Origin of the sequence: Gluconobacter sp. OJB (genome assembly GCF_039638275.1) — a bacterium.
Taxonomy (GTDB): Bacteria; Pseudomonadota; Alphaproteobacteria; order Acetobacterales; family Acetobacteraceae; genus Gluconobacter; species Gluconobacter cerevisiae.
Genome location: NZ_JBDIWH010000001.1, coordinates 1,321,182 through 1,342,299 on the forward strand (window position 1 = coordinate 1,321,182; position 21,118 = coordinate 1,342,299).

At 58.7% G+C, this 21,118-nt stretch carries 20 protein-coding genes; 10 read left to right on the forward strand and 10 right to left on the reverse strand.

The window, feature by feature from the left end:
- Positions 1 to 7: 7 nt before the first annotated feature.
- Together ABDK74_RS06155 and ABDK74_RS06160 are read right to left on the reverse strand one after the other, a co-directional pair.
- A complete protein-coding gene (locus tag ABDK74_RS06155) occupies positions 8 to 1,171 on the reverse strand; it encodes an efflux RND transporter periplasmic adaptor subunit (RefSeq protein WP_346003129.1) in 1,164 nt (387 codons plus the stop codon).
- Positions 1,168 to 2,463, reverse strand: a complete 1,296-nt coding sequence (locus ABDK74_RS06160) for a TolC family protein (RefSeq protein WP_346003130.1) — start codon at positions 2,461 to 2,463, stop codon at positions 1,168 to 1,170. Before ABDK74_RS06160 ends, ABDK74_RS06155 begins: the two co-directional genes overlap by 4 nt.
- 184 nt (positions 2,464 to 2,647) lie before the next feature.
- Here ABDK74_RS06160 and ABDK74_RS06165 point away from each other — a divergent pair, with 184 nt between their 5' ends.
- A complete protein-coding gene (locus ABDK74_RS06165; protein WP_346003131.1) occupies positions 2,648 to 3,331 on the forward strand; it encodes a Fe2+-dependent dioxygenase in 684 nt (227 codons plus the stop codon).
- A gap of 324 nt (positions 3,332 to 3,655) precedes the next feature.
- The gene (locus ABDK74_RS06170; protein ID WP_346003132.1) at positions 3,656 to 5,413 is read left to right on the forward strand and encodes an EAL domain-containing protein; all 1,758 of its coding nucleotides are present in this window, start codon (positions 3,656 to 3,658) and stop codon (positions 5,411 to 5,413) included.
- A 53-nt stretch (positions 5,414 to 5,466) separates the two neighbouring features.
- Here the strand turns inward: ABDK74_RS06170 and ABDK74_RS06175 are convergent, their stop codons facing one another.
- Positions 5,467 to 7,773: a TonB-dependent receptor domain-containing protein gene (locus ABDK74_RS06175; protein ID WP_346003133.1), complete on the reverse strand. Its 2,307-nt coding sequence runs from the start codon at positions 7,771 to 7,773 to the stop codon at positions 5,467 to 5,469.
- A gap of 235 nt (positions 7,774 to 8,008) precedes the next feature.
- Here ABDK74_RS06175 and ABDK74_RS06180 point away from each other — a divergent pair, with 235 nt between their 5' ends.
- Positions 8,009 to 10,333: a TonB-dependent receptor gene (locus tag ABDK74_RS06180; RefSeq protein ID WP_346003134.1), complete on the forward strand. Its 2,325-nt coding sequence runs from the start codon at positions 8,009 to 8,011 to the stop codon at positions 10,331 to 10,333.
- A gap of 15 nt (positions 10,334 to 10,348) precedes the next feature.
- Here ABDK74_RS06180 and ABDK74_RS06185 read toward each other — a convergent pair whose 3' ends face one another.
- Together ABDK74_RS06185 and ABDK74_RS06190 are read right to left on the reverse strand one after the other, a co-directional pair.
- Positions 10,349 to 11,002, reverse strand: a complete 654-nt coding sequence (locus ABDK74_RS06185) for a TetR/AcrR family transcriptional regulator (RefSeq protein ID WP_346003135.1) — start codon at positions 11,000 to 11,002, stop codon at positions 10,349 to 10,351.
- 129 nt (positions 11,003 to 11,131) lie between these two features.
- Positions 11,132 to 11,605 (reverse strand): cytochrome c, encoded by a 474-nt coding sequence (locus ABDK74_RS06190; protein ID WP_346003136.1) that lies wholly within the window; start codon positions 11,603 to 11,605, stop codon positions 11,132 to 11,134.
- Positions 11,606 to 11,782: 177 nt separating this feature from the next.
- On the opposite strand from ABDK74_RS06190, the gene petA reads away from it, so the two are divergent.
- From petA to ABDK74_RS06205, 3 genes are read left to right on the forward strand one after another with little or no spacing between them, the layout of a single operon-like run.
- Positions 11,783 to 12,415, forward strand: coding sequence for a ubiquinol-cytochrome c reductase iron-sulfur subunit (gene petA / locus ABDK74_RS06195; RefSeq protein ID WP_346003137.1), 633 nt, complete (start codon positions 11,783 to 11,785; stop codon positions 12,413 to 12,415).
- Positions 12,416 to 12,427: 12 nt separating this feature from the next.
- Positions 12,428 to 13,591, forward strand: a complete 1,164-nt coding sequence (locus tag ABDK74_RS06200) for a cytochrome b N-terminal domain-containing protein (protein ID WP_346003138.1) — start codon at positions 12,428 to 12,430, stop codon at positions 13,589 to 13,591.
- Entirely contained in the window at positions 13,588 to 14,280 is a 693-nt protein-coding gene (locus ABDK74_RS06205; RefSeq protein WP_346003139.1) for a cytochrome c1, read from the forward strand. The genes ABDK74_RS06200 and ABDK74_RS06205 overlap by 4 nt, the downstream gene beginning before the upstream one ends.
- Before the next feature lie 15 nt (positions 14,281 to 14,295).
- Here ABDK74_RS06205 and ABDK74_RS06210 read toward each other — a convergent pair whose 3' ends face one another.
- Positions 14,296 to 14,718 (reverse strand): STN domain-containing protein, encoded by a 423-nt coding sequence (locus ABDK74_RS06210; RefSeq protein WP_346003140.1) that lies wholly within the window; start codon positions 14,716 to 14,718, stop codon positions 14,296 to 14,298.
- A gap of 123 nt (positions 14,719 to 14,841) precedes the next feature.
- Entirely contained in the window at positions 14,842 to 15,384 is a 543-nt protein-coding gene (locus ABDK74_RS06215; protein WP_346003141.1) for a cupin domain-containing protein, read from the reverse strand.
- Positions 15,385 to 15,638: 254 nt separating this feature from the next.
- Between ABDK74_RS06215 and ABDK74_RS06220 the strand changes: the two genes are divergently transcribed.
- Positions 15,639 to 15,989, forward strand: coding sequence for a hypothetical protein (locus ABDK74_RS06220; RefSeq protein ID WP_194253676.1), 351 nt, complete (start codon positions 15,639 to 15,641; stop codon positions 15,987 to 15,989).
- A 12-nt stretch (positions 15,990 to 16,001) separates the two neighbouring features.
- Here the strand turns inward: ABDK74_RS06220 and ABDK74_RS06225 are convergent, their stop codons facing one another.
- The 3 genes from ABDK74_RS06225 to ABDK74_RS06235 are packed head-to-tail and all read right to left on the reverse strand — an operon-like array spanning position 16,002 to position 19,447.
- Complete coding sequence (locus ABDK74_RS06225; protein ID WP_346003142.1) at positions 16,002 to 16,796, reverse strand: sulfite exporter TauE/SafE family protein; 795 nt, start codon at positions 16,794 to 16,796, stop codon at positions 16,002 to 16,004.
- A complete protein-coding gene (locus ABDK74_RS06230) occupies positions 16,777 to 18,465 on the reverse strand; it encodes a TIGR01244 family sulfur transferase (protein WP_346003143.1) in 1,689 nt (562 codons plus the stop codon). The genes ABDK74_RS06225 and ABDK74_RS06230 overlap by 20 nt, the downstream gene beginning before the upstream one ends.
- Before the next feature lie 55 nt (positions 18,466 to 18,520).
- The gene (locus ABDK74_RS06235) at positions 18,521 to 19,447 is read right to left on the reverse strand and encodes an MBL fold metallo-hydrolase (protein WP_346003144.1); all 927 of its coding nucleotides are present in this window, start codon (positions 19,445 to 19,447) and stop codon (positions 18,521 to 18,523) included.
- Between the two features lie 108 nt (positions 19,448 to 19,555).
- Here ABDK74_RS06235 and ABDK74_RS06240 point away from each other — a divergent pair, with 108 nt between their 5' ends.
- The 3 genes from ABDK74_RS06240 (at position 19,556) to ABDK74_RS06250 (ending at position 20,968) form a co-directional block, all read left to right on the forward strand.
- Positions 19,556 to 20,203: a peroxiredoxin gene (locus tag ABDK74_RS06240; protein WP_194253680.1), complete on the forward strand. Its 648-nt coding sequence runs from the start codon at positions 19,556 to 19,558 to the stop codon at positions 20,201 to 20,203.
- Positions 20,200 to 20,583 carry a helix-turn-helix transcriptional regulator gene (locus ABDK74_RS06245; protein ID WP_194253681.1) on the forward strand — a complete coding sequence of 128 codons (384 nt, stop codon included), beginning with the start codon at positions 20,200 to 20,202 and terminating at the stop codon, positions 20,581 to 20,583. The genes ABDK74_RS06240 and ABDK74_RS06245 overlap by 4 nt, the downstream gene beginning before the upstream one ends.
- A gap of 127 nt (positions 20,584 to 20,710) precedes the next feature.
- Positions 20,711 to 20,968 carry a hypothetical protein gene (locus ABDK74_RS06250; RefSeq protein ID WP_194253682.1) on the forward strand — a complete coding sequence of 86 codons (258 nt, stop codon included), beginning with the start codon at positions 20,711 to 20,713 and terminating at the stop codon, positions 20,966 to 20,968.
- Positions 20,969 to 21,118 lie beyond the last annotated feature (150 nt).

The window sequence follows — 21,118 nt, forward strand, 5'->3', positions numbered from 1 at the left end:
AACCCGCTCAGTCCGTATCCAGCCCGCTGACGAGCGACATGGATTTCAGGGCGAAACTGCCTTCCGTCACCACAGCGTCTCCCACCTTCAGATTACCCTGTACGACGGCGCTCTCATCGGTAGCGAGCCGGACCCGGACCTCACGCGGCGCATACCGGCCTTCCGATGTCTGGACATAGACAAGGTCATGTCCTTCGATCGTCTGCACTGCCTCGGCCGGGACGATCATGCCCTCGACAGCCTCGCTGGTTTCAAGGGCCGCATCCAGCATGACGCCCGGTCTCAGGAACGCCACAGGCCGATCCACGACACAGACGACCTTGACCAGCCCCGTCGCCGGGTCTGCAACGCCATCAATCGTCGTGATCTTCGCACGGAACGGCTCGGCCCGCGCATTGCCTGAAGGCCGGACCGTCACGACACTCCCTAATCCCAGCCGGGACACCTCATCGGGCCGCAAATCCGCAACGATCCAGACGCCCGACAGATCCACAACCGTCGCCACGGCCTGTCCCGGCGTCACATCCGACGCTACGGAGGTCTGGATGGACTGGACCACACCCCGCACCGGCGAAATGAGCGTAGAAGCCTCGTCCTGCACGATCTTTTCCGTCACGGAAGTGAATTCTTCCGTCAGCCGGTGTTCGATCAGCCCGATATCCGCTTCCCGCGCCACGACCGTGCTGCGGGCCTGCTGCAGCGCCGCCTGACGACGCCGTACTTCCCCGACCGACACCGTACTGCCCACAAGCGCCTGCCCCCGGCGGTAGGCCAATTCGGCCTCTCCGAGCGTTGCCTTTGCCGAGGCCAGAGCTGCCTGATCCTGCTCCATCTGAAGATGCAGCACATGCAGCGAATGATCGGTGTAATCAATGAGTGCCTGCCCTGGCTCCACGGTCTGCCCCGGTGTCACCCGGACCGCCGTGACCTTGCCGTCTCCGCTCGAACGGATCACGACCGTCCGTGACAGATCTGCGCTCACCTGAGCCAGAGCCGACACCGTGTCATGCAGCGTGCCCTGTCGGACGGCCGCGGTCCGCAGATGCTCCGCATCCCGCGCCTGCGCTCCAAGTGTCAGAGGCTGCATCCAACCCGGCGTTTCAGCCGCATGCGCACAATGCAAAGCACATGCAGCCACCCCGACGATCAGAAAACGTGAAAAGCGGCTCATGGAATGGTCCCTGTCGCAATGCCCATCCGGATGACGGCCGCATGCCAGGCAATCTCCGCACGATTCAGATCCAGAAGCGCGCGATACGCATCTGTCCGGGCCCGCAGTGCTTCAATAAGCGGCGTCTCGCCCACCCGCCAAGACCGCTCCATCCCGTCCGCCCGATGCAACATGGAACTGGCTTCAATGCGGGCATTGGAGCGCGCGCCGGTCGCTGCCACCAGCCGCGCCCGGACCTGCGCCATTTCGTTGCGTACAGCCCGGCGCGCCTCGACCTCCTGTCGTGTCGCAGCAGCCATGCGGTCCCGGGCGGCGGATTCCTGCGGCGTATTCGTCACTGCACTCGGCAGCGGCACCCGCAGATTAACACCCACCTGCGTGTCCCACGGACTGCCATACTGCCCCTGATCAATCGCATCGACACCCACTTCGGGGTTGGGCATGAAGCTCCTGCGGACCAGCTTCATCTGGTTCTGCGCGGCAATCACGGCCTGATGCGTCGCCCGTACGCGGGGATCAATATCCTCGACCCAGCGCCCGTCATTGGCTCGGTTCAGCGCCAGCCAGTGGTCATCCGCCTGCGTGATATCCGGCACCCCCGGCAAACCCGTCAGGGTTCGCAACTGGCTCGCGGTGGTTTCGATTTCCTCGGCGGCCATGTCGGCTTCGGTTCGGGCCTGAGCGAGCTGGGCCTCTACGGCCTGCTGGTCCGACATCGCCGTCTCGCCCGCATGCCCGGCCCGTTGCACATCCGCTTCGATCCGATGCAATGCGGACACCGTGGCCAGTGCGGCCGTCTGCCGACGCATCGCCATGATCGCGGCCCCAGTTGCATCCACAACCCGCACTGCAACAGACATGCGCTCCACATCCAGGCGAACGGTCGCGGTTTTGGCTTCGGCCTTCGCAACATTCTCGGTCGCCGTGCCCTGACCGGGCAGCCAGAGCGGCACCGAAACACCTCCCTGCCAGGTGATGTACCCGTGATTGTCCCCACTGATACGGTCATCATAGTATTGGCCGTTCAGCGTCGGGCCGCCCGCAAACCAGGATTGCGCCGCCTTCGCCCGCGCGTCCGCGGACTCCTGATTGGTCTCAAGTTCAATCCGGATGGGGTCGTTTTTCCAGGCTGCGGCAATCGCATCATGCATTGAAAGCGGTGCCGTCATACTCCCTTCGGCACGGCCATTTTCTGCGCCCGAAACGCAGATTACAGCCACAAGTGCCACGCTGGCCAGCAGCCAGCGCGACCCTCCTGCACACCGCGCAACGCAAAGGGAATGAAATGCCATTCCCGTCTCATCCCTCGACCGGCGAAGCGTGTCAACGGACGGAAATGCGACTCTTTTCTCCCGTCCCGGATGCGCCCCGCGGCTCCTCTGCCAATTGCTCCCTTTCTTAAAGAGCCTTATGTCTCAACGACTAAGAGTCATTCTCATTTAATAACTGTCCTTAATTCCATAAGGCCCAATACCCATGCTGATCCATATTCCGAACGTCCTTTCTCCCGAACAGGTCAGTCATTTCCGCGGCAGGCTGGAAGCGGCCGAATGGACGGATGGCCGCATCACTGCCGGAGAACAGTCCGCAAGAGCCAAGTTGAACCTCCAGATCCCGCAGGATTCTGCAGAATGCCGGGAACTCGGAGAAATTATCCTGCGCGCTCTGGGCCGAAACCCGACGTTTAACAGCGCAGCCCTGCCGTTGCGCGTCTATCCGCCGCTCTTCAACCGCTACGATACCGGCATGCATTTCGACGCCCATGTGGACAACGCCATCCGCCCCATTCCGGGGACCGGAATGCGCATCCGCACCGACGTCTCTTCCACGTTGTTTCTCACAGACCCAGAGGAATATGAAGGCGGAGAACTCGTCATTCAGGATACCTACGGCACCCAGAGCGTGAAACTTCCAGCCGGCGACATGGTGCTTTACCCCTCGACCAGCCTGCACAGCGTCAACCGCATCACCCACGGCAGCCGCTGGGCCTCCTTCTTCTGGTCCCAGTCCATGGTGCGTGATGACACAAAGCGCAGACTTCTCTACGACTTCGACTGCTCCATTATCGAAACCCGCAAAGCTCTACCGGACAGCCACCCCGCCGTTCTGGGCCTGACATCGACCTATCACAACCTTCTGCGACAATGGGCAGAACTCTGAACCCACAGAAAATTTTCATGAGAAGATACACTCCGACAGAGGTGTTTTTTAACCAAAACAAGCACCTCTCCGGACACATATAAAAATAGAAAAGCGGGTTCTCAATCATGTGTCAGAGGCACTATGAAAGATCAGATTCCCTCACAGAAATGATGAAAAACATTCTCTCCAGAATAGGTTAAATAAAAACTGACATTATCTCCAAAAACATCCCCAAACATGTTCGGAGAAGATTGATACAAAAGACCCGGACAGCCTTTTAACGAACGTTTAATTATTGTAGGATACTAATCAGTTCTCCTATCGAGAGAGTCAATCCAGGTGATGGAAAAGCAAAAGGATGATTTCAGGAAAAGTCTGAATTCTGTCCAAAATTGGCCTCAAGGAGCCCGGGATGACTTTGTCCTTCACGCTCTGGACTGCTCCGCCATTGTTGCCATTACCGATACACGTGGTCGCATTCTTTCCGTTAACAGCCGCTTCGAGGAAATCAGCGGCTACACTCGTGAAGAGCTGATCGGAAACGACCACCGCATGCTGCGGTCGAAGCAGCATGACAAGAAATTCTTCCGCCAGATGTATCGCACAATTGCCTCAGGCAATGTCTGGCACGGCGAAATCTGTAACCGTCGCCAGGATGGTAGTCTTTACTGGGTCGATACCACAATTGTGCCCCACGTTTCAGACAATGGGAAAGTCACGAGCTACGTAGCCATTCGCTTTGACATAACAGATCGAAAACAAGCAGAAAATCATCTGAAATCAAGTCGTAAAAAATTACAGAAAGTCGTCAATACCGACTTTCTGACCAAGATTTCAAACCGGCTGCATTTCTCACATATTCTACGCAAAACCCTCCGCGCGAGCACCGCAAGCCATATCTGCCTGGCCCTGCTCGACGTGGACACCTTCAAGACAATCAATGATACTTCAGGGCATGATTCCGGCGATCGTCTGCTTCGTAAGGTTGCCGAGAAACTTCAGGCATTCGAAAACGACAACTGCTTTATCGCCCGCATTGGAGGAGACGAATTTGCGGTTCTCATGACAGGTGAAACCCCAAGCCTGTTTGAAACGGTTCTTCTGGACATCCTGAAGCAGATGCGGTTCAGCCTTCGCAACAGAACCGTGACGCATGCCTGTACAGTCAGTATCGGTTATGTTTGCGTCCCTCTCTCCGGTGCGCGGGAAAAAACCCTTTTGAAATGCGCCGATCTGGCCCTTTATGCGGCCAAAACCGGCGGTCGGAACCGTGTCCGGGAATATCATCCCGCCATGGAAGAAAAGCTGGACCTCGCGGCGCGTCTGCGTCGTCGTGTCCAGACCGGATTACGCGACCAGAGCATCACGGTGTTCTATCAACCCATTTTTTCCCTGAGCGTCCCCGGACGTATTTCATTCGAAGCTCTCCTCCACTGGGACCATCCACAGCACAAAGTGCTTTCTCCGCAGTATTTCCCGGAGGTTTTTGAAGATCACAGTCTGACCATGACCCTGAATACTTTCGTGACGCACAGGGTCATGGAAGATATGAGCAGACTGCGTGAACAGAACGTCCGTTTTGAACGCATCGCCATCAACATCACATCCTGCGATTTCGAGAACACCGACTTTTTCCGAAAACTCGACAGCCTCGCGGACGGCATGAATGTTCCGCTCAATTCTCTGGCGCTCGAAATTACCGAAAACATCTTCTCCCGGCCGCACCATCAGCAGGTAGAACGCGAACTCGATACCTTGCATCGCAAGGGAGTCCAGATTTCACTGGACGATTTCGGCACGGGATTTGCGTCCCTGACCCACCTCAAAACCATCACGTTCGATTACGTCAAGATCAACCGTGCGTTTGTGTCCGGACTGGAACGTCACGGTACTGATGCGGCAATTATCAGGGGCGTGATCGACATCGTCCACAGCCTTGGCCGCAAGGTTGTCGCCGAAGGCATCAGAAGCGCCTCGCAGGTTCGTGCGCTGCTGGAGATGGAATGTGATTTCGTGCAGGGAGATTTTCTGTGCGAAGCGGTGCCGGTCATGGACATCCCGGCCGCGCTGGAAAAAATCCGCTACAAGGCGCTTCTTTAAAGGCCTTGTACCGGGAAAGTCTGACGGACCTCTAGCCCGTCAGGTCCTGTTATTCAGAAACGCTGGTCAATGCCGGTCAGGATCGTGCGACGCAGACCATATTGCGGTGCGCCCACCCCGATGCCACTGCCATCACGCAGCAGATAGGTCCGGTCAAACAGATTGGTCACATCCAGACGAAGCTGGGTCCGTTTGAGGAAAGGAACGTGGAACAGATCCTTGAAGGACTGGACCAGCGACAGGTTGAATGTCGCGTACTGCGGAACCGAAGCGCCGTTGGGCGTCGCGCCATCAGCTCGCAGACCGCTGCCATAAACCATTGTTGCAGACAGGCGCAGCGGATGACCGGTTCTGTGGAAGAAGGAATAGCTTCCCCCTGCCGAAGCGGTCCAGCGCTGATCGTGATCCAGATGGATCCAGCGCTTACTGGTATAGGCCAGATCGTCCGGGCTGAAGTTCCACTGGGCGGTCGTGATGTCCTTGCCGATCGCGCGGGACCAGGAGAAGTTGCCATAAACGCTGAATGCGCCGCGGGTATAGTCCGTCGCAAATTCATAACCATGAACCTGCCCGCGACGATAATTGAATGCCGACAGGATCACCGGGGAGCCGAACTGCCCTTCGTCAATCATGTTCTTGGCGAGCTTCACATAGGCATCAAAAGAAGCATGCCAGCCCGGCAGAATTGTCTGTGAGAAACCCGCATCAAAATAATGGTCGCGCTCGGCTTTAACGTTGCTGTTCAGAAACGTTCCTGGAGCTGCAGATGTATTAGCGAACTTGTTGAGCGATGTACCACCCACCAGCTCGAACGGCGGCGGCGTGAAGTAACGGGAGTATCCTGCATGGAACGTGCCACCGTGCCAAGGCTTGTAAACGATGTTCAGGCGTGGGCTGACCTGCTTGGCATGCGTGTATTCGTCCACGCCATCAAAACGCAGACCGTAATTAACTGTCAGATTCTTGAGCGGACGCCATTCATCCTGTGCATAGAGCCCATACATCCACCCGGTGCGACCCGTGCCATCATGAATGGTGAGCGGATTGTCGGAATAAATTGCGCCTCCATCGGTGTCTTCGCCACTCTGGGGATAAACGGTTGAATCCGATTTTGAAACGTTACGTTCCACATAGATCTGATAACCGAAGCGGACAGTGTGGTCCTTCGCGGCCTGCCATGTGGCATCGGACTGCGTTCCCGTCGAGAAGACAGAACGGGCCGCACGCTGTGCAATTCCATTATAAACCAGATCGCCCAGCGGATCAGGCGAATAGCGCAGGGAGCTGTAACGCATCACGGCGGAGGTCTGGAAGCTGAGCTTGCCCATATCCTTTTGCAGGGACAGGATGCCGAAATCCGTGATTTCCTTCTGATGCTCGGTCAGGCTTGAGCTGTCGCCATTCCCGTAAAGCTTCTGGGACAGGTCGCTGCCGGCAAAAGACGGGTTGGCAAACTGGCGCTGCAATCCCGGATTGTTGGGAAGCTGATATTCCGCATTGGACACACCGGCCGTGAAGCTGATCCGGGTGTTTTCATCAACCGTGTAACGACCGTGACCGAGGAAATGATACTGGTTCGTCAGATCGTGCAAAGCGTTAAAGCTCGGCGTCGTGTTTTCGATACCGACACGGTTATGCACGAAATCACCCGTCGCAAACCAGTCCCACTTCCCGTGATGACCGCCAAACTGCACGGACGGAAAGAAGTAATCGCGCGCGCCGCCGTAAATCGAAACGTCACCGCCAGCATCCGAATAGCCGTTCTTGGTGGTGATATCGATCACGCCAGCCTGAAGAAACCCGTACTCGCTGGGAAGCGCACCGGTCGTCAGTGACATGGAGTGTGCAAAGCGCGTCATGAGCGTCTGTCCGAACACGCTCATCCCTTCCGGAAGCGCTACGCCATCAAGACGGAACTGCACTTCATTATGATCGCCGCGGATATGGATCTGTCCATAGCTGTCCTGCGCCACGCCCGGCGCCTGAAGCAGCAGGGCGTTCAGTGGCGCATTGTCGCCGCCCGGATTGGTCTCAATCGCCTGACGCGAGAAATTATAGACCGTGGCGCCTGTTGACGGCTGAAGTGCAGCGCGGGCGCGTTCGAGATGGGCATTGACGGTCACGTCATCCGAGCCTGCACGACTGATTTCCGTCGTGGTCGTTCCATGCTGGTCGTCGGCATGGCCGAAGCTGGAACGGGCGGCGGAAGCCTCATCGTCCGTCTGGGCATCGGCGGGGGCCGCAGTTGTCTGGGAAGACGTTGCAGACGGCGTTACCGACTGGGCAAACGCGGAATCGGCAAGGGCGGTGGTGCAGCCCAGCAGCAACAGAAATGAACGGGCAGACACGAAAGACGGCATGAAACCTCCGGACAGGGATGCAGGCAGAGACGAAGGATTGTCGGAGCGGCCCTCTTATTATGTTATATCATAACGATTCAAGCGAAATCTGTCCCGCTGACCCACCACATGGCGTTGCGCGTTGGCGCTGTTGCACAAGTACAATATAAGCACCGTGAATTGCCGGGTTTGCTTGCGCTCTCAGGCAGGCTGCCCCACGACTGACGCTGTCCTTTTCAGGAGCTCCGACCTTTCCATGACGCTTCGCAAGGCTCTTCTCCTGAGCGCCAGCCTCCTCGGTCCGTCCCTCGCTCTCGCAGCCCCCACAGAGAAAGCGAAGCCGCTGCACGGAAAAACCGGAGCGCCCCATCACACGAGCGCCCATCCGGCAGTTGCCCAACCAGCACCGCTTAAAGCGGCCCTACAGTCCGTTCAGGCTCACGGTACCGAAACGATCGCCGTCACCGCACAACGCACGGATTTCGCCTTCGTCGCAGCACAGCACCTCCCCGATGCCGACACCCGCCTGAGTGCAGAACGCCTGATCCAGCGCGGCGTCGTCACCCTGCGCGGTCTGGAGCGTGTGGCACCCAACCTGACGATCCAGTCGATCAATGGCACGGCCTCCACCAATTTCTATCTGCGCGGCGTCGGCTTCAACGACTTCACCCAGAACAACATTCCCACCGTCATGACCTATTTCGATGACGTTCCGTTCGCGTTCTCGACTCTGTCGAGCGGGCTGATGTTCGATCTCGCGGACGTCACAGTCGCTCCAGGTCCGGTCGGGACCACACATGGCCAGTCTGATACCGGTGGTGAAATCCGCTTCCGCACCGCCGACCCGACCAGCACATGGCATTACGGCGCCAGTCAGGACATCGCGTCCTATGCGCGCAGCCGGAGCGAGGCCTATATTTCAGGCCCAATCGCCAAAGGGCTCGACTTCCGTCTGGCCGGACAGATCCGACAGGGTGGCGGCTGGCAGACCGATCCGCAGAATGGCGCGCATCTGGGCGATGCGGACTCCTACGCCCTGCGCGGCAAACTGCGCTGGCATTCGGACGACAACCGCACCACGATCCTGCTGTCTGGACATTTCGTACAGGACAACAGCCAGGTCGTGACAAGTCAGGCCGTCCATCGCCTGATCGGTAAAACCGGGCTGCCCCATCTTGGTCAACGTGAAGCCGAGTGGTCCATGCGTCCTCAATTTGCAGAACTGGTCGGACGCTCACCCGGCCTTAAACCCAGCGAACACAACCAGTTCTGGGGCTGGGATTTGCATATGGACCATGATTTCGGATTGGCGAAACTCACATCCGTCACCGCCTTCGAAACCGGACGACAGGGCGAATACACAGATCAGGACGGCACATCACGAGCCGAAGCCGACACATACCGCACCATCAGCGCCAATGCTTTCACGCAGGAACTGCGTCTGGGCTCCAGCAATCCTGACAGCCGCCTGCAATGGGTCGTGGGAGCGTTCTATCAGCGCAGCCGGATGAAACAGCGTTTCTTCTTCGATTATACCGACTATGCGGCGCGCGGTTACATGATGGCGACGTCCTTTTCCATGAATCAGGAAAGCACGTCCGAATTCGGCCATGTCAGCTACCGGCTGCCTCATAATGTCACGCTGTTTGCGGGCTTGCTGCACGAAATCGACGACCGCAGCCTGCCGGGCCTGACATCTGAAATCTTCGGCGGCAAAACAACGGCTTTCCACGGCGAAAGCACGGCCGCGGCACAGTTTGCGGGGCAAGTCGGCGTCTCATGGCAGGCGACAAAAACCACGCTCGTCTATTACAAGATGAGCAAGGGCTTCAAACCCGGGGGGTTCAGCGCCAACAACACCCAGATCCAGGCCCAGCTTGACCCGTTCGGTCCCGAGACGGTTCTGACCTACGAATTCGGCTTCAAAAGCGATCCGATCCCCAATGTCCTGCGTCTGAATGGTGCAGCGTTCTATAACGACTTCCACGGCCAGCAGGTTGTCGGCACGGTCCTGATCCCGAATTACGGCCCGCTCAGCGAAATCACGAACGTCCCGAAATCTGAAAGCTGGGGCTTTGAAGGCACGGTCGAATTCCACCCCATACGCCATGTTTTCGTAACGCAGAACATTGGCTGGCAGCGTGGCAATTATCAGGACTTCCTGAACGTCAACCGCGCTGCCACAAATGCAGCCTACGCCAAAACGGGCGTCTGGCGGGCCGTGAACAGCAACTTTTCAGGCGTGGATAACGGCCAACCCAAGCTAACCCTGAACGGCCAGGCGGAATGGCGACAGCCTCTGACATCGGCGCTCGGGCTCGATGTCGGGCCGGACTGGTCCTATCGCGGCAGTCAGGCCATCGCGGTCGGTGGCACGGGCTTCTATCGCCTGCCGCCCTATTTCCTGCTCGGCGCCCATGCGACCCTGCGCCCCTCATCCGGAAAGTGGGAAGCCACCATCTACGCGTCCAATCTGCTCAACCGCAGCTTTTTCGAAAGCGGCGGCATGGCGACGACGACCTATTTCTATATCCCCGGGCCGCCGCGCTTTATCGGCGGCCGGATCTCATACGGTTTCTGAAAGGCGCCTGCCCCTTCAGCAGGAAATCAGGCACCGGGCGAGCGACTGGATTTCCCGCAGATTGCTCTGCGCGTCCATGGGTTCACGCCCCAGCATGTTCATGGCGCGGAAATGGATCGTGCTGAGAAGCATGTCCAGAACCGTATCGGCATGCTGGCAGAAAACTTTCTCGCCACGCTGGCTTGCGCGCTCAAGAAACAGCGCCATCTGCGCGCGCGCCGGCACCACACTGACTTCCCACAGAACCTGACCGAATTCCGGATCATGTACGGCCTCACCCAGCAGAGTTCCGTACGTCCGGCCAACAGGCGTGGCAAGGAAGCGGATACGTGCTGCAATCAGTTCGTCCACGTCTCCGGCAAAACTTCCCGTATCAATTTGCGGCGTCAGATCATCGCGCCACAGACGGATCGCATCAAAGAACATCGCCTGTTTCGTTGGCCAGCGCCGATAGACCGTAGCGGTTGAAACGCCTGCGGCCTTCGCTACGCGGCTGATGGTGAGGCCCTGATAACCTTCCTCCGCCAGAACCTGAGCAATTGCCGCGAGGATATTGTCTTTCAGGCTGAGATTAATAGGCCGTCCCGGAGCACGGATCAGCGTACGGTCCCGGACGGGAACATGAACAGGCTTTAGCGGTAAAGTATGTGTCACTACGGTCTGCGACATGAATGTTTCCCTTCCTGACCATTTTATCGGTCGACATCATCTCTTGAGATAACGCAGCTAGTCAGAGATGGACGCTTCGTTACAACACGCAATTGCGTTTATTTGATATCAAAAGATGTCCATTTTCCATCAGGGAATAACGTGACTCGCCTGAAGCGCCGTTCTTTTAGCCTGCACTGCCGCTGCATCCATCGAAACCGATCGGACGGATGCGACCTCCTGAGCGGAAATCCCGGACGACGATCCGCCCCCCAGCGTCGCGGCATAACTCAACACGACAGCAATATCGTCATCGGACAGCGTCTTAAACGACGGCATGAATCCCTTGTAGGACTGCCCTTCCACAAGGATCGGGCCATGCAGCCCGTTCACCAGAACCGCTGCAAGATACGCTTTACCTTCGGGTGAGGACGCGATTGCGCCAACCCGCCCCGCAAGTGCTGGAAAAGTGCCCGGTCGCCCTGCACCCGCAGGGCCATGACACATCGCACACTTCCCCGCGTATAACGCCGCACCATCCGCCGCCATCGCCGCAAATGTCACAAACGGTCCCATGCCGAGAAGCCCCGCCAGCATGATCCTGAACCCATGTCTCATCGTCATGGCCCGAAGCCCTCCGGAATATGCGTTGCCGTAGCAGTCTGAAACACACTACCCCCCGCTACGACTGAAAGCTACTACCTCCCCATGACGGGCCATGCCTTTCTCGAAACAGCAAATCCGCCTATCCTGCCGTCATCTTTCCTGCCGGAACTCCGGCACAGTCGGCAGAGGTTCCGCATGACCCAGAGTGAGACGCCCCCTCCCAAGGGCGGCACGAAACGGCGCGATCTGCTGACGACCGCAACCGTAACGCTGGGCTGCGCAGGGGCCTGCGCCCTTGCCGTTCCCTTTCTCAACAGCCTGAAAAACCCGGCGGCCACGACTTTGTCCGACAAGACGATCGAGGTCGATCTGTCCTCTCTCGCCCCCGGACAGGACATGACCGTGCAATGGCAGGACTGGCCCATTTTCATCCAGCGCCGCACACCCCAGATGCTGGCCGCACTCCAGACCCCCGCACACATCGCCACCCTGCGCGACGCGGACTCAAAAATGCTTCAGCAGCCGAAAGACGCCAAGAACTGGCACCGTTCGGTGCGTCCCGATTATGGGGTTCTGGTCGGGATCTGCACCCATCTGGGCTGCGTCCCGTCTTTCGAGAAACCCGGTTCCGCGCCCGAAGCGGCGGGAGGATATTTCTGCCCCTGTCACGGCTCAAATTTCGATGCTGCAGGTCGTGTCGCAGAACGCGCACCCGCGCCATATAATCTGCCCGTCCCGCCTGTGACGTTCCTTTCCGGCACGAAAATCCGCATCGGCCACAGCGCGGGCGATCCAGGGTTCAGCATGTCCGACATCCAGCAAATCTGAGGACTGGACCCCATGCCCGCACCTGAAAAAACTCCCGGCTGGCTTGAACGCCGCCTGCCTGTCATGAGCGTGCTGCGGCGCGAATACATCGCGTTTCCGATGCCCCGGAATCTCAACGCCCTGTGGAGCTTCGGCGCCTTCCTGATGGTCACGATGGCCATCATGGTCGCCAGTGGCCTGTTCCTCGCCATCAACTACACTCCCGACATCACACAGGCCTTCGCCAGCGTCGAAGCCATAGACCGGCAAATCCCCTCAGGCTGGTTTCTGCGCAGCCTGCACATGGGCGGCGTAACGATGCTGTTCGCCTGCCTCTACATCCATATCGCGCGCAGTCTGTGGTACGGCTCCTATAAGGCCCCGCGCGAGCTGCTCTGGCTGACAGGGCTGGGCCTGATGCTGATGGTGATGGTCACGGCGTTCGCCGGTTACGTCCTGCCATGGGGACAGATGTCCTACTGGGGAGCCACGGTGGTCCTGAATGCCGCCCACACCATCCCCCTGATCGGCAAGCCGGTTTCCGAACTGCTTCTGGGTGGCGAAACGCTGGGGAATACGGCCCTGCACCGCCTGTTCGTGCTGCATTTCACGATGGCCTTTGCGATCCTCGCCGTCATTGCTTTGCATGTCACGGCACTGCACGTAGTCAAGCCGAACAATCCTTCCGGCATCGATCCTGTCAGCCCGAAGCAGACACTGCCTTTCCATCCGTACTACACCAGCCGGGACGGCTTCGCGCTTTGCCTGTTCCTGACGGTCTATGCCGGGCTGGTCTTTTTCCTGCCCGATCTACTGACGCTCGCGGATAATTATGTTCAGGCCAATCCTCTCGTGACGCCGCGTGACATCCGGCCGGAATGGTATTTCGCACCGTTCTACGCGATCCTCCGCGCGGTACCGTCCCGGCTTGGCGGCCTGCTTCTTGCTGTCGGTAGTTTGGCCGTTCTGTTCGCCCTGCCCTCCCTGGACCGGTCGCCCACTCGTCCTGCGACACGCCGCCCACTGGTGCGCCTGTCCCTGCCACTGGCTTTTCTGTCGTTCATTCTGCTGGGCGTCGCAGGGATGCATCCCCTGACCGAAACATGGCTGATCGTCAGCCGCATGGCGATGGCATGGTGGTTCATCCATTTTCTGGTGGTCATGCCGCTCATTTCGGAACGGGAGATCACATCATGAGCCGCCTGATCCGAAACTTCGTGCTTGCCGCCAGCCTCACCGCCCTTCCCGCCGCCGCCAGTACACCCGCCCAGCGTGGCCTGATCGTCTTCCAGCAGGTCTGCGCCGCCTGCCACGGCATGGAACACGTCGATTACGGCGATATGGCCGCCTTCGGACTCTCACCGGACGCCATTCACAATTGGGCTGCCGATCAGCAGCTTCCGAACGGCACGGACGACAATGGCGATCCAAAAACCCGTCCCGCTACGCCCGCCGATCCCATTCTCTCGCCCTATCCCAACGAGGCCGTAGGACGGCTGGCCAATCACGGATTGCTCCCGCCGGATCTTTCCCGTCTGGCCATGACATTACCGGGAGGTGCAGAACAGATCCGGCACATCCTCCTGTCTTATGCGCCCACACCTGCGGGCGTAAAACTTGATGAGGGCCGCTATTACAACACCGCGCTGAAATGGAAGCATATCGGCATGCCCCCGCCCCTTCAGGATGGAATGCTGACCTATCCGGATGGCACAAAAGCCACCACCCAACAGATGGCGACCGACGTTTCGGCCTTCCTTAACGACGTCGCACATCCGCACGCAGCGGAACGCAGACGGATTGGCGTCTATGTTCTTGCATATCTCGTCCTGGTGGCGGTCCTGACTTTCGTACTCCAACGCCGGATCTGGAAATCGCGCCCCTGATGACTGGCGCGAAACTTACAGACGCGAGGCGCGATCCATACGATGCGCCTCACGGTAGGTCAGCGGCATGACCGTCAGACCCTGAACCGTTTCGATCACGTCCAGCTCCGCATTCCCCAGCAAGCGCACCAGCGCATCCCGAGGTGTATAGACCCCCCTGACGGGTACACTGCTCCCATCCTGCAAAAGCACATCATCCATCAATACCGGACATTGCGTTTTGCGCTCCAGTTCCGCGACGGCCACTCCAAGCGCCTTCGTGTCGATCTGTAAGACTGCTTTGCGAACCGGACAGATTTCGGGCGTCCGCGTCACGGTTTTGCCCCAGACCGACATCCCTAGAATGCACACGCACACCAGCACGCGCAGCCCCATCCGCACAGATCCGGATGCCAGACGATGCCATTTGAAACGTTCAGGATACGGACGATCTCGCATGCCCGTGACTCTCCTCTAGGCACACCCATCTCATACGTCTGACAGGACCCCCAGACGATAGAACGCCACAGCCGGAAGGATGCCTTACTACCTCCCGTTCTTTTGAAGAGCAGAACGAAAGACCTAAAATGTCGGCGGCGTACAGGCGCTGATGATCTCGCATCCTTCAGAACTCAGGCATCGGAACCGGTGCGGCTGGCTGCTGTTGAAATGATACGCATCTCCGGGCTCAAGGATTTCCTGCTGTTCCCCGACCGTGATCTCCACGCGCCCCTGCAAGACGAAACCACCTTCTTCGCCCTCATGAGCATAAACCGCAGCCCCGGTATCGGCACCAAACGCATAGTTTTCCCGCAAAATCTGGAGCGTCCGCCTACAGGATGGCGCACCCACCTGCCGGAACACCACACCGTCCTGCTCAAACGTCAGCAGTTCATCCGCCCGATAGAAGATTTTCTCATCCCCCTCCGGCACAAGGCTGAAAAACTCGCCAAGCGTTACGGGGATGCCATCCAGAACCCGCTTGAGCGTCCCGACCGAAGGATTCATGTCCCCGGATTCGATCAGGGAAATTGTGGAATTGGTGACGCCGGTCCGCTTGGCCAGTTCACGCTGGGACAGATTTCTGGCCGTCCGGACAAACCGCAGGCGCGCTCCCAGATCCATCCTGCCCCATGCCCCCTATCCTGTTTCGTGTCATGAGTATGTCATATCGAAACAGAAAGGAAACCTCGAAAATCATTATACCTGTAGGTGGTATTTGTTTTTTATATCTCTGCTCCGACAAAGGGATGATGGTCTGGAACATATGGCTCGGAACGCCGTTCTGGAGTAGACAAACAACCAGAATGGCGTGTGCGGACTTCCGGCTGATCCAGTCAAGGCTCCGCGACTTTAGGCAGAGACAGAATGGGCAACTGATGCTGTATGCTTCGACGGGATGTTTCACTCTTACGGTGATCATGGGCGTGTGGCTCGCTATTTTCGCGGCCCGCTACAAGCGCCCTTTCAGCTTCCTCACACCCGTCCATGTCGGATCGGCGATTATAGGTGCCGTCTTTCTCGTCATCGCAATCAGCAATGGTGACAGGCGGCTCATGCTGAACGTGGCGCTCGCCGTCGCCATTGCGGCGTTCGGCGTTCTGATGGCTTTTTTCCGCAGGCGCGGGGCCATGATCGCACCGCTTTATATGTGCCATATCCTGTTGGCGGTGATGTTCTATTTCTCGATAGTCTGCTTCACGATTTTTCCGAATTTCGGTCTCGACTGACGCTCCTTACCCTTAAAGCGCGGCGAGACTTTTCCAGATCATGTAAGCCGCAACCGTGAAAATGACACAGGCAAAAAACGTCGTCAGCGCGGGACCTGAACCCGAAAGACGTTTCGCAGCCCGGGTACCAAGAAAGCTGCCTACCACACCCCCCGCAACGAAAAGCAGACCCATCATCCAGTCCACATAGCCCGACAGCATGTAACTCAGCGCCGTACTCGCGCCCAGCGCCGCCACCGCGACCAGCGAAGTCCCGACCGCATTGAGAATGGGCATCCGTGTGCAAGCAATCAGCGCCGGGACGATCAAAAAACCGCCGCCAATTCCGAAAAACCCGGACAACACTCCCGTCCCGGCCCCGGCCATCATGACGCGCGGCATGTTCTGACGGTTACACGCCGCCCCGGCCTCGCCCTTGTTGCGCCGTCCCCTCAGCATCAGCACACCGACCACGACCATCAGCAACGCAAAACACAGCAGTAGCTTTTCGCCATTAACCGCCTTGCCAAACGCTGCCCCGATGAACGCACCGGCCACCCCACAGGGCGCGAAAATGCCTGCGCATTTCCATTTAACCGTCCCCGCGCGGGCATGGCTGACCAGTCCGGCCAGAGCGTTGACCGCCACCGCCATGGCGCTCGTTCCGATGGCGACATGGGCGTTTTTCACGCCAACGACATAGACCATCAGGGGAACGGCCAGAATGGACCCGCCGCCCCCGATCAGTCCCAGCGTAAACCCGATCAGAACACCGCAGGCCAATTCAAGGGCAATATGCACGATCTGCTCAGCCGCCCTTTTTCGCATTCAGGGGCTTGGGCGCGACCATAAGTTCACGCCCCTTGAGCATCCCGTCCCAGTACATCAGCGGCATGATGTATTTCTTGAGCCACCAGGCCAGACGCGTCGGCTTTTGCCCGTTAAGCAGCCATTTCGGCAGCGTCGGCGCCAGTTTGCCGCCATAGCTGAACTCGGCCAGCACGATCCGTCCGTTTTCCACCGTCAGCGGACAGGCACCATAGCCCTCATATTCCGAAACCGGCCCCTGATGCTTCAGAAACGCCAGCACATTGGTCGCCACCACAGGCGCCTGCACACGAACTGCCGCTGCTGTCTTGGCGCAAGACGTTCCAATCACATCTCCAAGGGCAAACACATCCGGGAAACGCACATGCTGCAACGTTGCAGGATTGACCTCGACGAACCCGTCCGATCCCGAGAGCGCGCTCTCGCGGATCACCTGAGGCGCGCTCTGCGGCGGCACGACATGCAACATGTCGAACGTCCGCTCAACCCGCTCCACATTATCTCCAACCTTGCGTTCGAAAACGGCCTTGCGGTTCGGACCATCCACTTCCACGAGCTTTGACCCGGTGTGCAACCCGACGTGGTAGCGCTTGATGTACTCCATCAGCGGCGGCACGAAGTCTTTCACACCGAACAGTCCCGGCGTAGCGGTATCAAATTCGACAGAAATGCTATCCAGAACGCCACGACGTTTCCACGCATCACAGGACAGATACACGGCCTTCTGCGGCGCGCCCGCACATTTGATCGGCATGGGAGGCTGCGTGAAAATCGCCGTACCATTCTTGAGCTGCTGCACAAGCTGCCAGGTATAGGGCGCCAGATCGAAACGGTAGTTCGACGTCACGCCGTTCTTGCCCAGTGTCTCCGCCAGACCCGGAATAGCATCCCAGTTCAGCGTAATCCCCGTCGCCACGACCAGCGCGTCATAGGACACGACCGTGCCGTCCGTCAGCACCACTTCGCGCACATCCGGCCGAAACAGCTTTGCTGCCTGCTTTATCCAGACAACGTCCTTTGGCATGACATCCGCTTCCTTGCGGCGCGTTTGTGCGGCCTGAAAGACACCGCCACCCACAAGCGTCCAGCCCGGCTGGTAGAAATGCTCGTTCGACGGTTCCACAACACCAATCGACAGACTCCGGTTGCGCTTAAGCAGGCTTCCCGCAGTCGACAGACCACCCGCACCACCGCCGATGATCAGAACCTGAAAATGGGCTGCATCCTTGCGCGGGGCCGCCGCAGGAGCGGCAACCTGTTCGATCCGTGTCCGCAGACGGCTGATATCCACACCAGCCCGCTCCGTTGCCGCAAAGATTTCCGCGGCGGGGCGTTTGCCAGCCTCGGCCAGGGCCCAGATCTGCCCTGCCCGCGTGCCGGAGCGGCAATAGCCCACGACCGGCGCGGGCAGCGTTGCCAGAATCTGTCGCGTTTCGGCGATCTGGGCGTCGCTCGGCACAGTCCCGGATTTCACCGGAATTGCGGCGAACGCCAGCCCTGCTTCCTTCGCGGCAGCCTCGATTACTTTCATTTCCGGCTGGTCCGGCGCTTCCCCATCAGGACGGAAGCAGAGGATTGTGTGAAATCCCTCAGCCTTCAGATCGGCAATATCCTGCACGGCAATCTGGGGGGAAATGGCATAGTTGTCGGTCAGATGACGGGTTGGCATGGAAATTCACTCCAGAAACAATAAAGACGGCACAACCGTGCCGGATTGTTGGAATTCAAACGCGATTGACGGGGATCTTGATGTAGCTCACGCCGTCCGCTTCAGGTTCGGGGAGGTGCCCACCGCGCATATTGACCTGCACGGAGGGCATCAGCAGACGGGGCATTGCAAGCGTGGCATCGCGCGCCGTACGCATCTGCACAAACTCCTCTTCGCTCACACCATCATGAACATGAATGTTGTAACCGCGCTCGTGTCCGACAGTCGTCAGCCAGACATACTCGTCCCGTCCCGGTGCCTTGTAGTCATGACACAGGAACAGCCGCGTCTCGACAGGCAGTGACAGAAGCCGACGGATGGAGCGGAACAACTGCCGCGGATCACCGCCCGGAAAATCGGCCCGCGCCGTGCCGAAATCCGGCATGAAGATCGTATCGCCCACAAACGCCGCATCACCGATCACGAACGCCATATCTGCAGGCGTGTGACCCGGAACATGCAACACCGTCACGGGAAGTTCTCCGATCCGGAAGGTCTCTCCATCGCGGAACAGGTGGTCAAACTGCGACCCATCCCGCGCAAACCGCGTTCCCGCATTGAAGATCTTGCCAAACACAGTCTGAACCAGCGTGATATCCGCGCCGATCCCCAGCTTGCCGCCAATTTTTTCCTGCAACCACGGAGCAGCGGAGAGATGGTCCGCATGGGCATGCGTCTCAAGCTGCCAGTCCACAGTCAGGCCTTCGCGCCCGACATAATCAACAATTGCCTGCGCCGAACCATGCGACGTGCGCCCGGCGGCAGCGTCATAATCGAGGACACTGTCAATAACGGCAGCATGCTTCGTGACGGGGCAATGGACCACATGCGTCGCGGTGTTCGTGGCTTCATCGAAAAACGTACAGACGACGGGAACGGGCGTCGCACCTTGCTCGGTTCGCCGGATCTGGCCGGTCGCGGCCTGAATTGCTGCATCGTGCATGGCGTTCACCTTCTGGCTGCGGAGTGTCTTTACGACACTTTCATTAACTGTTAAGTTAATATTGTAAGTGTTGCATGTCAAGCGCCCTGATGCTTTTGGAACCGGACCATGACCGTATCCCCTCCCGCTGAATCTTTTCTTCCGTCCCTACGCATCGGCGACCGCGCTCCGGATTTCAGTGCCCGGACCACGCATGGCGAGTTCATCATGAGCGCCCTGCGCGGACACTGGGTGCTGCTGTTTGCCCATCCGGCCGATTTCACACCTGTCTGCACCAGCGAATTCATCGCCCTGGCTCGCAGCGCGGAAGAGTTCCAGCAGCGGGACTGCGCGCTCCTCGGCATCTCCGCAGACAGCCTGCCCGCCCATCTGGCCTGGGTGAATGCCATCCGGACGCAGTTCGACGTTCACGTCCCCTTCCCCATCATCGAAGACCCATCCCTCGCCGTCGCCAAGGCCTACGGTATGCTCGACAGCACAGCGCAGGACAGCGCGACGGTCCGCTCCGTTTTCATGATTGACCCCACGGGCATCGTCCGGGCCATCCTGAACTACCCCGCCACGGTCGGGCGCTCCGTCCCGGAACTCCTGCGACTGCTCTGCGCCCTACAGGAAGTGGACCGTGCGGGCGCCCTCACGCCTGAAAGCTGGCAACCCGGACAGCGCACCATCGCGCCCCCGCTTCAGACGCAGGCCGCCGTGGAAAAAGCCGGGGCCAAATGGTTCTTCCAGCCCATGCCCCGGGAGCGTTCATGACCGTCCTGCTTCCCCTTGAGAAAAGTCGCGAACTGGCGGAATGGTTGCGCATCCTCGCCCAGCCACAGCGGCTCATGATCCTCTCAGCCCTGCTCGACAGCACCCATGCCGTCAGCGAAATCGAAACCATGACCGGCATCGGACAGCCAACACTGAGCCAGCATCTGGGCGCCCTCCGACGCGCGGGGCTGATCGAATCTCAACGTGAATCCCGTGCCATCCATTACTGCTGGGCCGATACTCCAGATGCCCGACGGGCGCGCGTTCTTCTGATGAGCCTGCAACCCGGAGCACTCCCGCCCGAGCTTCCTGCCCCCATTACTGACGTCGCACCCGGCCCGGCTGCCTCGGCGCGATTTGCCCGTATTCTTCATTCCTGACAGTCCTCAATCAGGAATTAAAGAGTCCTTATTAGGAAATATTTCACCCCTGTCGGGCCGATAAAGTTTCTTCAGACTGAAACTGTAAAAAGCCCCATACGCTTACCTAGCAATAAGGAGAAAACACATGATCCGTTATTGTATCGCTCTGGCCGGACTGACATTTGCACTCACGCACGGCGCTTCCGCCGCAACCCGTGAAGAACAGACGAAAGCCTGCAAGGGCGATGCGCTGCGCCTGTGCGCGCTGGCCATTCCCAACGAAGCCAAGATCACAGCCTGCATGCAGAAGAAGATCGACAAGCTCTCCCCGAAATGCCGTGCGATGTTCACATCTGCGCCCCAGACCAAAAAGGCTCCCGCCCCCAAGCCGAAACAGGACTGATCTGCTATCGAAAAACGGTTTGACCGGTCTGTGATTGCGAAATCTATCATTTTCGCAATCCCTCCCGCGTCCGTGACTGGTTTCTATCCAGCAGACTGGATATGGTGCCACCAGTAGTTTTTAAGAGAAAACTGACATCATACCGCAGCC

Coding starts and splice junctions, on each gene's coding strand:
- ABDK74_RS06155 (WP_346003129.1), bottom strand. CDS start 1,171: ATGAGCCGCTTTTCACGTTTTCTGATCGTCGGGGTGGCTGCATGTGCT.
- ABDK74_RS06160 (WP_346003130.1), bottom strand. CDS start 2,463: ATGGCATTTCATTCCCTTTGCGTTGCGCGGTGTGCAGGAGGGTCGCGC.
- ABDK74_RS06165 (WP_346003131.1), top strand. CDS start 2,648: ATGCTGATCCATATTCCGAACGTCCTTTCTCCCGAACAGGTCAGTCAT.
- ABDK74_RS06170 (WP_346003132.1), top strand. CDS start 3,656: ATGGAAAAGCAAAAGGATGATTTCAGGAAAAGTCTGAATTCTGTCCAA.
- ABDK74_RS06175 (WP_346003133.1), bottom strand. CDS start 7,773: ATGCCGTCTTTCGTGTCTGCCCGTTCATTTCTGTTGCTGCTGGGCTGC.
- ABDK74_RS06180 (WP_346003134.1), top strand. CDS start 8,009: ATGACGCTTCGCAAGGCTCTTCTCCTGAGCGCCAGCCTCCTCGGTCCG.
- ABDK74_RS06185 (WP_346003135.1), bottom strand. CDS start 11,002: ATGTCGCAGACCGTAGTGACACATACTTTACCGCTAAAGCCTGTTCAT.
- ABDK74_RS06190 (WP_346003136.1), bottom strand. CDS start 11,605: ATGACGATGAGACATGGGTTCAGGATCATGCTGGCGGGGCTTCTCGGC.
- petA (WP_346003137.1), top strand. CDS start 11,783: ATGACCCAGAGTGAGACGCCCCCTCCCAAGGGCGGCACGAAACGGCGC.
- ABDK74_RS06200 (WP_346003138.1), top strand. CDS start 12,428: ATGCCCGCACCTGAAAAAACTCCCGGCTGGCTTGAACGCCGCCTGCCT.
- ABDK74_RS06205 (WP_346003139.1), top strand. CDS start 13,588: ATGAGCCGCCTGATCCGAAACTTCGTGCTTGCCGCCAGCCTCACCGCC.
- ABDK74_RS06210 (WP_346003140.1), bottom strand. CDS start 14,718: ATGCGAGATCGTCCGTATCCTGAACGTTTCAAATGGCATCGTCTGGCA.
- ABDK74_RS06215 (WP_346003141.1), bottom strand. CDS start 15,384: ATGGATCTGGGAGCGCGCCTGCGGTTTGTCCGGACGGCCAGAAATCTG.
- ABDK74_RS06220 (WP_194253676.1), top strand. CDS start 15,639: ATGCTGTATGCTTCGACGGGATGTTTCACTCTTACGGTGATCATGGGC.
- ABDK74_RS06225 (WP_346003142.1), bottom strand. CDS start 16,796: ATGCGAAAAAGGGCGGCTGAGCAGATCGTGCATATTGCCCTTGAATTG.
- ABDK74_RS06230 (WP_346003143.1), bottom strand. CDS start 18,465: ATGCCAACCCGTCATCTGACCGACAACTATGCCATTTCCCCCCAGATT.
- ABDK74_RS06235 (WP_346003144.1), bottom strand. CDS start 19,447: ATGCACGATGCAGCAATTCAGGCCGCGACCGGCCAGATCCGGCGAACC.
- ABDK74_RS06240 (WP_194253680.1), top strand. CDS start 19,556: ATGACCGTATCCCCTCCCGCTGAATCTTTTCTTCCGTCCCTACGCATC.
- ABDK74_RS06245 (WP_194253681.1), top strand. CDS start 20,200: ATGACCGTCCTGCTTCCCCTTGAGAAAAGTCGCGAACTGGCGGAATGG.
- ABDK74_RS06250 (WP_194253682.1), top strand. CDS start 20,711: ATGATCCGTTATTGTATCGCTCTGGCCGGACTGACATTTGCACTCACG.